This window comes from Pseudomonas protegens CHA0, assembly GCF_000397205.1.
GTDB lineage: Bacteria > Pseudomonadota > Gammaproteobacteria > Pseudomonadales > Pseudomonadaceae > Aquipseudomonas > Aquipseudomonas protegens.
Genome location: NC_021237.1, coordinates 706,770 through 719,494, shown reverse-complemented (window position 1 = coordinate 719,494; position 12,725 = coordinate 706,770). Strand labels below are relative to the sequence as shown.

The window sequence follows — 12,725 nt, the reverse complement described above, 5'->3', positions numbered from 1 at the left end:
CCCCTCAGAAACTCTGCGCCAGGGCCAGCAGGCGCTGCTGGGCTTCGCCACAGGACTGCGCGAATCGCTCGGGCGCCGACTCCTCGCCTTCCGCCGCAACCACGGTGACGTCTTCGATCCCGATAAAACCCAGGGCCGTGCGCAACCAGCGGTCCGCGTGGTTCATCGCTTCATGCTCGCCCCCCGGGCCAAAGCCGCCCCCGCCGCGGCTGGTAACGATCAACACCTTCTTGCCCTGCACCAGGGGCTGGTACTGGGCCACGCCGTTGTCCTGATGGGTGTTGAAGGTCAGCCCCAGGCGCACGATGTGATCGACCCAGGCCTTGATCCCGCTGGGCACGCTGAAGTTGTGCATTGGCGCCGAGATCACCAGGCGCTGATGGCCAAGCAACTCCGCCACCAGTTCGTCGCTCAGGGCCAGGTCGGCCTGCATCGACAGAGGCCGCGCCTCGGGCTGTGGATAAAACGCGGCGGCGATAAAGGCTTCGCTGACGTGGGGCAAGGCACCCCGGCCAACCTCGCGCCGGGTCAACCGCCCCTGGGGATTGGCCGCTTGCCAGGCCTGGAGGAAGGCGTCGGCCAGGCGCCGGCTGTGGGAACGCTCGCCCCGTGGGCTACCGTGGATCGCAAGAACTGTACTCATCTCATCTGCCTCAGAGGGGTTGCTGATGGCGGCCTTGAAACCAAGGCCGGTCCGCGCTAAAGCTAAGAGCACAGCCGCACTGCAACAAATGAACAGAATTTCTTCCAGATGAATTTATCTCAGCCATGGAGCACTCAATGTTCGCCCACCTGCCCCTCACCGCCCTGCGCACTTTCGAGTCCGCCGCGCGCCTGCTGAGTTTCAAGGCCGCCGCCGAGGACCTGTCGGTGACGCCCACCGCGGTGTCGCACCAGATCCGCAGCCTGGAGCACTGGCTGGGGGTGGCGCTGTTCGAACGACTGCCGCGCCAGGTGCGCCTGACCGAGCCCGGCCAGCGCTTGTTTCACAGCTTGCACGGTGCTCTTTTGGAAGTGACCCAGAGTGTCGATACGCTGCGGCCCACACCCAGCAATGCCCAACTGACCGTTTCCACCACCGCGGCCTTTGCCGCCCTGTGGCTGGTACCGCGGCTGGGGCGCTTCTATGCCCGGCACCCCGGCATCAGCCTGCGCCTGGATACCCAGTGCGAGGTGGTGGACCTGCAACAGGACGCCAGCATCGACGTGGCGATCCGCTACAGCCAGGAGGGCTACCTGGACCTGCACGGCCTGTGCCTGTTCGACGAACGTTTCGCAGTCTACGGCTCGCCCCAGCAGGTGGCCCTGGCCCGCCAGCAGGCGCCGACCCTGATCAGCGTGCACTGGCGCAACTCCCGGCTGTATGCCGACGGTTGGCAGGCCTGGTGCGCCCAGGCCGGGGAAAGCTGGTTCGATGACGCGCCGCTGATCCGCTCCTACGACGAGGAACAGTACGCCCTGCAAGCGGCCATTGCCGGCCAGGGCCTGGTCCTGGCCAGCGACATACTGGTGTCCCAGAGCGTGGCCAGCGGCCTGCTGCAGCCCTACCGACCCGAAGTCCAGGTGGACGGCGCCGGCTACAGCGCCCTGTGCGTGCCCGGCCGCGAGCGCCATCCGCCGGTGCGCGCCTTCCTTCAATGGCTACAGCAGGAATCATTGCTGGCCGGGCACCCGCCACTGGCACGCAGTTGACCGCCGGGCACATCCGATAAAACTTTTTGCCGCCGCCGCGACTCACAACCAAGGTAGCGATCAGGCCAACAGAGCCTGGCGTAAATCGGATTAGCCTCCAGGAGATCGAGATGAGCGACATGCATTTGTCTGATGTGAACACCCTGCGCGAACGGGCCCGCCAACACGTGGAAAACGGAGCCGTGACCGAGGGCTACAACGCCGATCGCGAGGAGATACTGCGCCTGCTCAACGAGTCGCTGGCCACCGAGCTGGTCTGTGTGTTGCGCTACAAGCGCCACTACTTCATGGCCAACGGGATCAAGGCCAGCGTCGCCGCCAGCGAGTTCCTCGAGCACGCCACCCAGGAAGCCGAGCACGCCGACAAACTGGCCGAGCGCATCGTCCAGCTCGGTGGCGAACCGGAGTTCAACCCCGACCTGCTGTCCAAGCACTCCCATGCCCAGTACGTGGCCGGCAACACCTTGAAGGAAATGGTCTACGAGGACCTGGTGGCGGAGCGCATCGCGGTCGACAGCTACCGCGAGATCATCCAGTACATCGGTGACAAGGACCCCACCACCCGCCGCCTGTTCGAAGAGATCCTGGCCCAGGAAGAAGAACACGCCGACGACATGGCAGACATCCTCAACGACCTGTAACGCCCTCTCCCCCAAGCCCGCCCTGCCTGCAGCGGCGGGCTTTTTTCTGGCCGCGCGCCCAGGCCCTTAATGAGTCGGTTTCACCGTCACCGGTGCCTTGCCCGAGCGCATCTGCTGCAACAGCGGCGCGCACTGGTTGGGCTCATCGCCGCTGGGCGCCACCAGCGCCAGCAGCCCCGCCGCCGGCCCGGCGATCACCCCCAGGGCCACCATGCCGGCACCGCGCAGTACCAGGGGCACGGCCTTGACCCCGGCACTGGGCTGGATGAACTTGCCCTGTACATAAAGCGGCGAGCGCAGGGAGAACAGGCGCAGGCCCTTGGATTCCGGAGTGATGGTCAGGTCCAGTTGCTCGCTGGCCATATTGGCGGTGCCATCGATGTAGATGATGGCGTTCTCGGTGTCGAAGACGAACAGCCGGGAAGTCGCCAGGCCGCTCTTGATGCCGAAGTCGGCCGCCGCGCAATTGATCTTCACTTCCTTGTCGCCAAACATCTTGCCGACCACATAGTTGCCGACGTTGAGCCCGGCGATTTCCATCAGGCTGCGGCTGATGGCGCCATCGTTGATCAGCATCTTCAGGTCACCGTTGGCGCTGCCCAGCAGGGCCGCCACCGAGTTGCCGCGACCGGCGATGTCGGCATCGCCATTGAGCTCGCCAAAGCTGGTCTTCATCGGTTCGAAGGTGGGGAACAGTTGCTTGAGCTTGAAATTGCGCGCCGTCAGCCTGGCCCGGCCCTCCAGCGGCGTGGTGTGGCCGTTGAGGCGGATCTGGGCGTCGAGCTTGCCGCCGGCCACGCCGAAGCGCAGGGGCTCCAGGCTGAGCTGGCCGTCGTTGAGCACCAGGTGGGTGTACAGATCGGTGAACGGCAGCTCGGCGCTGTGGACGATGCGCTTGCCGGTGAATTCCACATCGGCGTCCATGTCCCGCCAGCGCTCGGTGCGGAACTCTTCCACCGGCAGCACCTTGTCCGCCGGCTGCTTGCTCTCGCCGCCCCGGGCCTTCTGCTTGGCGTTGGAGTCGGCGCCGATCAGCGGCGCCAGGTCGCTCATCAGCAACTGGTTGGACACCAGCGCGCCACTGAGCTTGGGCCGTGGCTGGCTGGCCACGTAGGTCAGGTTGCCGTGGATGTCGCTGTCGCCGATCTTGCCGTTGAAGTCCTGGTAACTGAAGGTCGCGCCCGCCGGATCGTGCAGCTTGGCGGTCAGGTGGCCGTCGGTGGAATAGGGCGGCGAATCCGGCAGGGTCACCCCGGTCAGCGGGTAGAGGTTGCCCAGGCTGGTGCCCGCCAGCTTCAGGCGCAGATCCAGGGCGCCGAGGTTCAGCGGGTCGGTCAAGCTGCCGCGCAGCTCCACCTTGGTGTCGCCGATCTGCGCCTGGGCCTGCAGCGGAAACGGCTTGCGGGAATCCTGCAAGGCCAGCAGGCCGCCGATCTTGCCGGTGCCGGCGAGCTTCTGCCCGTGATACTGGCCCTTGACCTTGAGGGCGAAGGCATAGGCCTGGGCCTCGGCGCCTTTCTCGGCCACCTTCTTCGCTTCACTTTCACCGACGATATCGCTGAACGGGATCGGCTTGCCGAGCAATTCCACCTGCAGGTCCAGCTGGGTCTTCAGGCTCTGGTCATCGAGGGTCACGTGGCCCTTGTCGAAACCGATGGCACCGATGTCCACCGTCCAGTTGGACGGTTCGGCGTTCGGGTCCTTGGGGTCGAACTTGAAAGTCCAGTTGGCGCGCCCGTCGGCCAGGCGCTGCAACGCGGCGTCGGGCTCGGTAAGGTCGATGCGCGGAATGCTCACCCGTTGCGCCAGCAGGGCCAGAGGCGAAATGCGCAGCTCAACCCGCTTGAGGCTGACCATCTGCGGCGCCTTGGACCAGTCCGGGTTGCCCAGGGTCAGGTCCTGGGCCACCACGTGAGGCCAGGGCACCCAGGCCCGCCAGCCACCTTCGTCAGGTTCGCGTTGCCAGACCACCGACAAATCGCCATTGATCGCGAAGGGCCGGTGCAACTCCTCGGAGACCTTGGCATTGAGCGTGGGTTTGATCCGGTTCCAATCGAAGAACGCGATCACCAGTACCAGCACCGCCAGTAGCAGGATCAGGCCAGTGATGGACCAGGCGAGAATTTTACGAGTGCGCGTCATTGCACGAGGCTCCTGAAGACAACTGAGCGCCCAACCACGACGCATCGATGAACTGCCGATGGAAAAATCACCGGCCATGAAAACTACGACTGACAAAGCCCGCGCAGGTTTAATCCGGCTACCCGATCCGCTGAAAAAACCTGCTTTCCTGATCACTCGGACAGCTTTGTGTTACCTCGAGCCGCCCCTCCCTGAAGCGGCAGTGAGTCGAAAATACCCACCCTGGTGCAAAAGCAATCGGCGTTAACGCCCGAGCTAGAGCCTTCGCGGCAAACAATCAATTCCGTTGATTATTACCATTGTGTTTATGAACTTTTATATCGATTTAGCGGCGGTAACATTAGCTCCGTACCCAATTTATCGCCCTACCAAGGAGCAACCCATCATGAAACGCCAACTTTTACTGAGCCTCGCCTTATCTGTTCTGGCTGCCAACGCCTTCGCCCTGCCAGCCGCTGAACAAGCCACCCCACAGGTCAAGGCCAGCCACAGCGTGTTCACCCAGACCCTGGCCGAAGGCGGTTCGGATCGCCTGATCGAACGCAACAAAGTCGCTGCCGACGGTTATGACCGTACTCCACAAGGCCAGAGCGTTGCCGAAGACGGCTATGATCGCACCCCTCAAGGCCAGAACGTTGCCGAAGATGGCTACGACCGTACACCTCAAGGCCAGAACGTCGCCGAAGATGGCTACGACCGCACCCCTCAAGGTCAAAACGTAGCTGAAGGCGGCCGTGATCGCCTGGAAGAGAAAGGCCTGGTGGAAGATGGCTACAGCCGTACACCTCAAGGTCAGACCGTTGCCGAAGGCGGTGCTGATCGCCTGGCCGAACGTCATCAAGCTGCGAGCTGAGGCCATGCTGGCCCTGGAAAAAAGCCCGATCCCTGGATCGGGCTTTGACTTTTATAGCAGCTGCATTTTTCCCCCTGCCTCTCCCTCCTGTCTCTGACAGCAGTTCGACTCCGGCAAAGTTGATTTGCTAGAGTGCGCCGCTCCCATTGAGCAAAGAACGCCCCGCCGATGCTGCCCCGCGCCGAACAGAAGCAACAGACCCGCAACGCCCTGATGGATGCCGCCCGGCACCTGATGGAGTGTGGCCGTGGGTTTGGCAGCCTGAGCCTGCGGGAAGTGGCGAAAGCCGCGGGTATCGTGCCCACCGGTTTCTACCGGCACTTCAGCGACATGGACCAACTGGGCCTGGAACTGGTCAGCGAAGTCGGCCAGACCTTTCGCGAAACCATCCGCCTGGTGCGCCACAATGAATTCGTCATGGGCGGCATCATCGATGCCTCGGTACGCATCTTCCTCGATGTGGTGGAAGCCAAGCGCTCGCAGTTCCTGTTTCTGGCCCGAGAGCAGTACGGCGGCTCGCTGCCGGTTCGCCAGGCCATCGCCACCTTGCGCGAGAACATCAGTTCGGACCTCGCCGCCGACCTGACCCTGATGCCCAAGCTCCAGCACCTGGACGCCGCCGATCTCAGCGTCATGGCCGACCTGATCGTCAAAAGTGTGTTCGCCACCCTGCCCGACATCATCGATCCCCCGGCCCAGGCCCTGCCCGAACACCTCACGCCCCAGGCCAAGATCACCCAGCAACTGCGCTTCATCTTCATCGGCCTCAAGCACTGGCAAGGCCTGGGCAGCACCGAGTAACTCGCCCGCACCGCCCCCCCTTCACACTATGCGCCCCGCTCTGGGCTGCGCGTTTGCGCCTGCCTGCCCGCCGGGCACCGGATTGCAGCAAAAACATTTCCCGCGCACCAACTCAGTGCTATAAATCAGCTCAGCGCATCAATTTGTAACAAGATGAAACAAGGTTTTGCCCCTTTTTCAGGCGCAGTTCCGGCATCGAGAAAGGGTTTTCCCTCTCCACCGAGTGATTGGCAAGGCCCTTGCTCTGGCTTGTGCATCGCTCATAGCTGGAAGCTTTCCGATGCTGGTGATCCACCGCAGAACCGCCCCCCAAGCCACCTGGTCCGCCGAACTGCACCTGACTTACGAGGCCCGCAGCAAAAGCCGCCTGCGCTGTTTCAGTGCCGCCGGTGAAGACGTCGGCCTGTTTCTGGAGCGGGGCCAGCCACCACTGCACGATGGTGAGTTCCTGGAGGCCGAGGACGGGCGCATCGTCAAGGTCTGCGCCCGCCCGGAAGCCCTGCTGCACGTCACCTGCCGCAACGCCTTCGAACTGACCCGCGCCGCCTATCACCTGGGCAACCGCCACGTGGCCCTGCAGGTGGGTGACGGCTGGCTGCGCCTGCTGGACGACTATGTGCTCAAGGCCATGCTCGAACAGCTGGGGGCCAGCACCGCGCCCCTTGAGGCACCGTTCCAGCCCGAGCATGGCGCCTATGGCGGCGGCCACCATCATTCGCGCCACGGCGATGAAGACTTCAACTATCCGCCGCGCCTGCACCAGTTCGGCGTCCGCCCATGAACCCGGCCTGGGCCCTGCTGCGCCTGGCCAGCCCGCAGTTGCCGATTGGCGGCTACAGCTATTCCCAGGGCCTGGAAATGGCCGTGGAGCAGCAGCGGGTAAATGATCAGGCCAGCGCCCGCCGCTGGATCAGCGATCAACTGCTGCTGAACCTGGCACGCTTCGAAGCACCGCTGCTGCTCGCCCACTGCCAGGCCGCAGCCGACCAGGACTGGGCCCGCTTGCAGCAGTTGAGCGAGGAACATCGGGCCAGCCGCGAAACCCGCGAGCTTTACCAGGAAAGCCGGCAGATGGGTTATTCCCTCAAGCAACTGCTGGAGGGTTTGCCGGAACTGGACAGCGATGCCAGGGAACTGCTGGCGCACCAGGACGAACCACACCTGGCCCTGGGCTGGGCCCTGGCGGCACGGGCCTGGGGCATCAGCCCAGCGGACGCCCTGGCCGCCTGGCTGTGGAGCTGGCTGGAGAACCAGCTGGCGGTGCTGATGAAGACCCTGCCCCTGGGCCAGCAGGCCGCCCAGCGCCTGACCAGCGAGCTGCTGCCACTGTTGCAGCAAGCCCAGCACCACGCCGCGAACCTTGACCCCAACCATCATGGCAGCGCCGCTTTCGGCCTGTCCCTGGCGAGCATGGCCCACGAGCGCCAATACAGCCGCCTGTTCCGTTCCTAGGAGAAACTCATGAACGCACAACCTCTGCGCGTCGGCATCGGCGGCCCGGTGGGCTCCGGTAAAACCGCCCTGACCCTGGCCCTGTGCCTGGCCCTGCGCGAGCGCTACAACCTGGCGGTGGTGACCAACGATATCTACACCCGTGAAGACGCCGACTTCCTGGTACGCAATGAGGCCCTGGCGCCGGAACGGATCATCGGCGTGGAAACCGGCGGCTGCCCGCACACCGCGATCCGCGAAGACGCCTCGATCAATCTGGAAGCGGTAGACCAGTTGAACCGGCGCTTTCCCGGGCTCGACCTGATCCTGGTGGAGTCCGGCGGCGACAACCTCTCGGCCACCTTCAGCCCCGAACTCTCCGATCTGACCATCTATGTGATCGACGTTTCCGCCGGTGACAAGCTGCCGCGCAAGGGCGGTCCGGGCATCTGCAAATCCGACCTGCTGGTGATCAACAAGATCGACCTGGCGCCGCTGGTGGGAGCCTCCCTGGAGATGATGAACAGCGATACCCAGCGCATGCGCGGCGGCAAGCCGTTCGTCTTCAGCAACCAGAAAACCGGCCAGGGCCTGGCGGACATCATCGCCTTCATCGAACGCCAGGGCCTGCTCACCGCTGCCTGATCCCCGAACCCAATCCGCTCAACAAGGAAAGCCACTCCATGACCCTAAAACGCATCCTCGGGGCCCTGGCCCTGCTGCTGACCCCGGCCCTGGCCTTCGCCCACCCGGGCCATGGCGACAACGGCCTGATGGCCGGTATCAGCCACCCCATCAGCGGCCTCGACCACCTGCTGGCCATGCTCGCTGTCGGCCTGTGGGCCGCCCAGCAGCAAGGCGCCGCGCGCTGGGCGCTGCCTTGCACCTTCGTCGGCACCATGCTGATCGGTGGTGTGCTGGGCTTCGAGGGCCTGGAGTTGCCGGCCCTGGAAAGCGGCATCGCCGCCTCGGTATTGGCCCTGGGCCTGGCCGTGGCCCTGGCCGTGCGCCCGCCCCTGAGCCTGGCGATTGCCGCCACCGCGCTGTTTGCCCTGTTCCATGGCGTGGCCCACGGCCTGGAACTGCCGGACATGTCCAGCCCTTGGGCCTATGCCGCCGGTTTTGTGGCAGCCACTGCGGCCCTGCATGCCGCCGGCTATGCCGTGGTACGGGTACTGCCTCAGGCGGCAGCGCCGCTGGTGCGCCTGGCCGGTGCGGCCTCGGCCGCTACGGGCGTGTGGTTGCTGGCAGGCTGATCCCTGCTTCATCTGCAGGAGCCGGCGTGCCGGCGAAGGCGGTCTTGCGGGCCTCGTTCGCTGGCAAGCCAGCTCTTGCAAGACTGAGGTGATCTTTGGGCCGCCTTCGCAGGCAAGCCAGCTCCTGCCAGCAGGTCGTGCTCGGCGGGCAAGCCGCCTTGTGGGGCTTCTCTGGTAACATGTCGCGCATTCAAAACTGCCGTGACGACGCCAGCCAATGCCTGATGTATCCCGTTCCGCCGCCTCGCCTGAATCGAGCGCTCTGTTCAACGCCATGCAGCAGCATTTCCACAAGGTGATAGTGCCGCTATGGCAGGGCCCGGGTTGGAACCCGCAGTTGGCGTTGCCCTATGAGGCGCTGGACGCCGAGCATCGGCCGCTGCCACCGCAGCGCTATCGGGCCATGGCTTGCGCCCGGCAGTTGTATCTGTTTTCCCAATTGATCGGCGATGCCGCCGCGCCCTTTGCCCAGGAGCGCGCCGCCGCGCTGTTCCGCTCGCTGCAGCGGCACTTTCACGACGCAGAGCACGGCGGCTGGTTCTACAGCATCGACCCCGAAGGCGCGCCGCTGGATAGGCGCAAGGACCTCTACACCCACGCCTTCATCCTCTTCGCCTGCGCTCACTACTGGGCCAAGGTCCGCGAGCCGTTGGTGGAGTCGGTGCTCAACGCCGCCCTGGAAGTGGTAGCCCAGCGCTTCGCCCGCGGCGACGGGCTCTACGAAGCCAGCCTCGCCGAGGACTGGTCCATATTGGGTTCGGGGCCGCTGCAGAATCCACTGATGCACCTGGCCGAAGCCTTTCTCGCGATCCTGGCCGTACGCGAGGACGCTGCGGTGCAAGCCGCGTTGCTGGACCTGTGCCAGGCCATGCAGCAGCAGTTCATCGACCCCCAGCACGGGGTGATGATGGAGAAGCCCCTGGGAGCTGTGGATAACTGGTTCGAGCCGGGGCACCAGTTCGAGTGGTACTTCCTGCTGGCCTCATCACAGTTACTGCGTGGCAGCGCCCTGCACGCTTGCGTGGAACGAGCCTTCGCCTTTACCGAGCAACTGGGTGTCGAGCCCAAGAGCGGCGCCGTGTGCGCCATGCTCGAACTGCCGCCCCGAGCCGGCGTCAAGGACGCCACCCAGCGCATCTGGGCCCAGGCCGAGTACCTGCGCGCCCTGACCTTGCGTGCGGACAGCCAGACGCCCTTGCTGCGTCAGCTAAAGGCGCTGCAAGCGCATTTTCTGCATGCCGGGGGCTGGAATGAATGCCTGGATGCCAGCGGCGCGGTCAGCCGGCGGGATATGCCCTCGACCACGCCTTATCACCTGGCGACCTGTTATCGCGGGCTGGCGGAATATTTTGCCTGAAGCCCTTCGCCTGCAAGCCGGCTCCTACGCGGTGTTGTAGGAGCCGGCTTGCCGGCGAAACAGGCGCCGCCCATCAAGCGATCCACTTGCGATCCCCGGTAAAGCTGATGGTCAGCCAGCGCGCTGCGTCGGCCTCTCCCAACTGGCTGGAAATCTCCTCGCGCAAGCGGTCCAGAGTCGCCACATCCTGCAGCGGATAGTGCGCCGGCAGGACGATATGGATCTCGATGAACCGCGCCCGACCGTGCTTCTGCACGTAGCTGATGTAGTCGTCGAAACCATGGGCGGCCTTGGCCTGCTCCATCACATTGCGGACCTTTTCGTCCAACTGGTCCGGGGCGATCCCCAGCACATCACGCAGGGCCGGGCGCAGGATCTTCAGCGCCGGCGGCAACATGCTCAGGGCCAGCAGGATCAGGATCGCCGGGTCGACATACACCGCCCACTGGCCGTGCCCGTACTGCTTGAGCAGCAAGGCGATGATGAAGCTCACCAGCAGCCCCACCGATAGCATCGCGTCCACCAGCCAGCTGATGTTGTCGAACTGGATCAGCGACGACTTGAGCTTGCGGTTACGCCGGCGCACGTAGAAGAAGTAGGCGAACTCCGCCACGGCGAAAAACGCTGCATAGAAAATCACCAGCCCCAGCTCGACCTCGCGGCCACCGTTGATGATGCCGAACACCCCATTGAGGAAGGCGTAGATGGCGATCAGCATCAGGAAGCTGCCTTCGATCAGCAGCACCATGGGTTCCAGGTGCCAGAAGCCGAACTGGAAACGGTGGTTGCTTTCCTTGGCGATCAGCTTGGCGGTGATCAGCATCAGGACCTTGATGAAGGTGGCGATCAGCGAAAAAAATCCATCGAACAGGATGGATTGGGCGCCAGAAACAAAACCCGTGACGATACCGGCGATCGCCACGGCGAACATCAGTACGGTCGATTGTTTGAGCAGAGCCTGCTCACCTCGGTTACTCACGATTCCTCCTATCGAACTTCAAAAACGCCGCCTCGTGTGAGGCAGCGGCGAAATTTCTGGCGGGAATTCTAACCTGTCAGGGCTGACCACAAGCTGAAACGAATCAGCTTATGTGTATCCGAGTACAACTGTAGCCGCTGCCGAGCGATGGCGAGGCTGCGACCGCCTCCGCAGGAGGCGCAAGATCTTGCGGGCGCTGGAGGGCCCTGCGGCCCTGTCGCAGCCTGCGGCAGCGGCTACAGGGGGCTCATGACTTGGCGTTGCGTTCGATGGCGAAACCGGCCCAGGTCTGGCTCACAGGCATCAGCTCCAGGCTGTTGATGTTGACGTGTGCCGGGGTATTGAGCACCCAGAAAATGGTGTCGGCGATGTCCTCGGGCTGGATTGGCTCGGCCCCGGCGTAGGTGGCGTCGTAGCGTGCCTGGTCACCGGCGAAGCGCACCAGGGAGAACTCGCTTTCGCACAGCCCCGGCTCGATGTTGGTGACGCGCACGCCGGTGCCCTGCAGGTCGCAGCGCAGGTTCAGGGAGAACTGTTTGACGAAGGCCTTGCTCGCGCCATAGACGTGGCTGCCCGGGTACGGGTAGTTGCCGGCGATGGAGCCCAGGTTGACGATGCCTGCGCCGCGGCCATGGGCGATCAACCGTGGCAGCAGCAGGCGGGTGCTGTACATCAGGCCCTTGATGTTGGTGTCGACCATGGTGTCCCAGTCATCCAGGTCGCACTTGGGCGCCGGGTCCACGCCCAGGGCCAGGCCGGCGTTGTTGATCAGCCCGCGCAGCTTACTGAACGAAGGCGGCAACTGGGCGATGGCCTCTTCCATAGCCTTGCGGTCGCGCACATCGAGCACCAGGCCATGCACCTCGGTCTGTTTGGACAGCTCCGCGCACAGGGCGCTGAGGCGCTCCTCGCGGCGGCCGGTCAGTACCAGGGACCAGCCGGCTGCGGCAAAGCGCCGGGCGCAGGCTTCGCCAAAACCGGAAGTCGCGCCCGTAATGAACAGTGTGGAAGTCATGGTGTTCTCCTTGCTGGGTGGCGAGCCGCCGTTTCGATAAAAAACGCTTCGCAGCATGCCCGGGCCGGCTCCTACCGGCAACCGCGCCGTTGGCCGTAAAGAGCCGCAAGCGGTGAGCGCGCCCGATGCTCGCTGTACAAAAAACACTCACCAGGCGCCAAGCCACGGGTTACATGGCCTGCAGCCATGTGCACGCACCTTATCCACAGGCCGGTCCACAGTCTTTGGGGGCAAGTGCAAAGGGCTGAAAGCCGCTATCCACAGGGCCTGCGCGGGTCCAGCAGAAGTTTTTTGCTTGACCCGGACCGCGGGTCCATGCAGCCGGCCCGGGCAAAGATGACCGCACGGTCAAGGTTGACAAGGCCAGAGGCCAGTAACTACGCCGCTCAGAGCCGTCTTTCCAGAGTTTAATCACAGACTTATCCACAGGCTTATCCCAACCCTTTTCCAGGTACAGCTGCGACAATAAAAAGGTTGACAAGCGCACCTTCAGCTCCCATAAAAAGCACCGATCAAAAAACAACCAATCGCCTGCAAGGCACGTGGTTAAAGGCCTGC

The 12,725-nt window shown here is 64.0% G+C and carries 13 protein-coding genes; 9 read left to right on the top strand and 4 right to left on the bottom strand.

What is annotated here, in order from left to right:
• Positions 1 to 4: 4 nt before the first annotated feature.
• The gene (locus tag PFLCHA0_RS03110) at positions 5 to 643 is read right to left on the bottom strand and encodes an FMN-dependent NADH-azoreductase (protein WP_015633958.1); all 639 of its coding nucleotides are present in this window, start codon (positions 641 to 643) and stop codon (positions 5 to 7) included.
• A gap of 125 nt (positions 644 to 768) precedes the next feature.
• Between PFLCHA0_RS03110 and PFLCHA0_RS03105 the strand changes: the two genes are divergently transcribed.
• Positions 769 to 1,692 carry a LysR substrate-binding domain-containing protein gene (locus tag PFLCHA0_RS03105; RefSeq protein WP_162470465.1) on the top strand — a complete coding sequence of 308 codons (924 nt, stop codon included), beginning with the start codon at positions 769 to 771 and terminating at the stop codon, positions 1,690 to 1,692.
• 110 nt (positions 1,693 to 1,802) lie between these two features.
• Positions 1,803 to 2,333 (top strand): ferritin-like domain-containing protein, encoded by a 531-nt coding sequence (locus tag PFLCHA0_RS03100; protein ID WP_015633957.1) that lies wholly within the window; start codon positions 1,803 to 1,805, stop codon positions 2,331 to 2,333.
• Between the two features lie 66 nt (positions 2,334 to 2,399).
• On the opposite strand, the gene PFLCHA0_RS03095 is transcribed toward PFLCHA0_RS03100, so the two are convergent.
• On the bottom strand, positions 2,400 to 4,475 hold the full coding sequence (locus tag PFLCHA0_RS03095; protein WP_015633956.1) for an AsmA family protein: 2,076 nt from the start codon (positions 4,473 to 4,475) through the stop codon (positions 2,400 to 2,402).
• Positions 4,476 to 4,860: 385 nt separating this feature from the next.
• On the opposite strand from PFLCHA0_RS03095, the gene PFLCHA0_RS03090 reads away from it, so the two are divergent.
• From PFLCHA0_RS03090 to PFLCHA0_RS03060, 7 genes are all read left to right on the top strand, one after another.
• Positions 4,861 to 5,328 (top strand): hypothetical protein, encoded by a 468-nt coding sequence (locus PFLCHA0_RS03090; RefSeq protein WP_011058979.1) that lies wholly within the window; start codon positions 4,861 to 4,863, stop codon positions 5,326 to 5,328.
• A gap of 168 nt (positions 5,329 to 5,496) precedes the next feature.
• A complete protein-coding gene (locus PFLCHA0_RS03085) occupies positions 5,497 to 6,129 on the top strand; it encodes a TetR family transcriptional regulator (protein ID WP_011058978.1) in 633 nt (210 codons plus the stop codon).
• A 280-nt stretch (positions 6,130 to 6,409) separates the two neighbouring features.
• Positions 6,410 to 6,910, top strand: coding sequence for an urease accessory protein UreE (gene ureE / locus PFLCHA0_RS03080; protein ID WP_015633955.1), 501 nt, complete (start codon positions 6,410 to 6,412; stop codon positions 6,908 to 6,910).
• Complete coding sequence (locus PFLCHA0_RS03075) at positions 6,907 to 7,581, top strand: urease accessory protein UreF (protein WP_015633954.1); 675 nt, start codon at positions 6,907 to 6,909, stop codon at positions 7,579 to 7,581. Before ureE ends, PFLCHA0_RS03075 begins: the two co-directional genes overlap by 4 nt.
• A gap of 9 nt (positions 7,582 to 7,590) precedes the next feature.
• Positions 7,591 to 8,205: an urease accessory protein UreG gene (ureG, locus tag PFLCHA0_RS03070; protein WP_011058975.1), complete on the top strand. Its 615-nt coding sequence runs from the start codon at positions 7,591 to 7,593 to the stop codon at positions 8,203 to 8,205.
• A gap of 38 nt (positions 8,206 to 8,243) precedes the next feature.
• Positions 8,244 to 8,816: a HupE/UreJ family protein gene (locus PFLCHA0_RS03065; protein WP_015633953.1), complete on the top strand. Its 573-nt coding sequence runs from the start codon at positions 8,244 to 8,246 to the stop codon at positions 8,814 to 8,816.
• A 217-nt stretch (positions 8,817 to 9,033) separates the two neighbouring features.
• Complete coding sequence (locus tag PFLCHA0_RS03060) at positions 9,034 to 10,173, top strand: AGE family epimerase/isomerase (protein WP_015633952.1); 1,140 nt, start codon at positions 9,034 to 9,036, stop codon at positions 10,171 to 10,173.
• A 73-nt stretch (positions 10,174 to 10,246) separates the two neighbouring features.
• On the opposite strand, the gene PFLCHA0_RS03055 is transcribed toward PFLCHA0_RS03060, so the two are convergent.
• Both PFLCHA0_RS03055 and PFLCHA0_RS03050 read right to left on the bottom strand, forming a co-directional pair.
• Positions 10,247 to 11,152 carry a cation diffusion facilitator family transporter gene (locus PFLCHA0_RS03055; protein ID WP_011058972.1) on the bottom strand — a complete coding sequence of 302 codons (906 nt, stop codon included), beginning with the start codon at positions 11,150 to 11,152 and terminating at the stop codon, positions 10,247 to 10,249.
• Positions 11,153 to 11,399: 247 nt separating this feature from the next.
• Positions 11,400 to 12,167, bottom strand: coding sequence for an SDR family oxidoreductase (locus PFLCHA0_RS03050; RefSeq protein ID WP_041115482.1), 768 nt, complete (start codon positions 12,165 to 12,167; stop codon positions 11,400 to 11,402).
• Between the last annotated feature and the right edge of the window lie 558 nt (positions 12,168 to 12,725).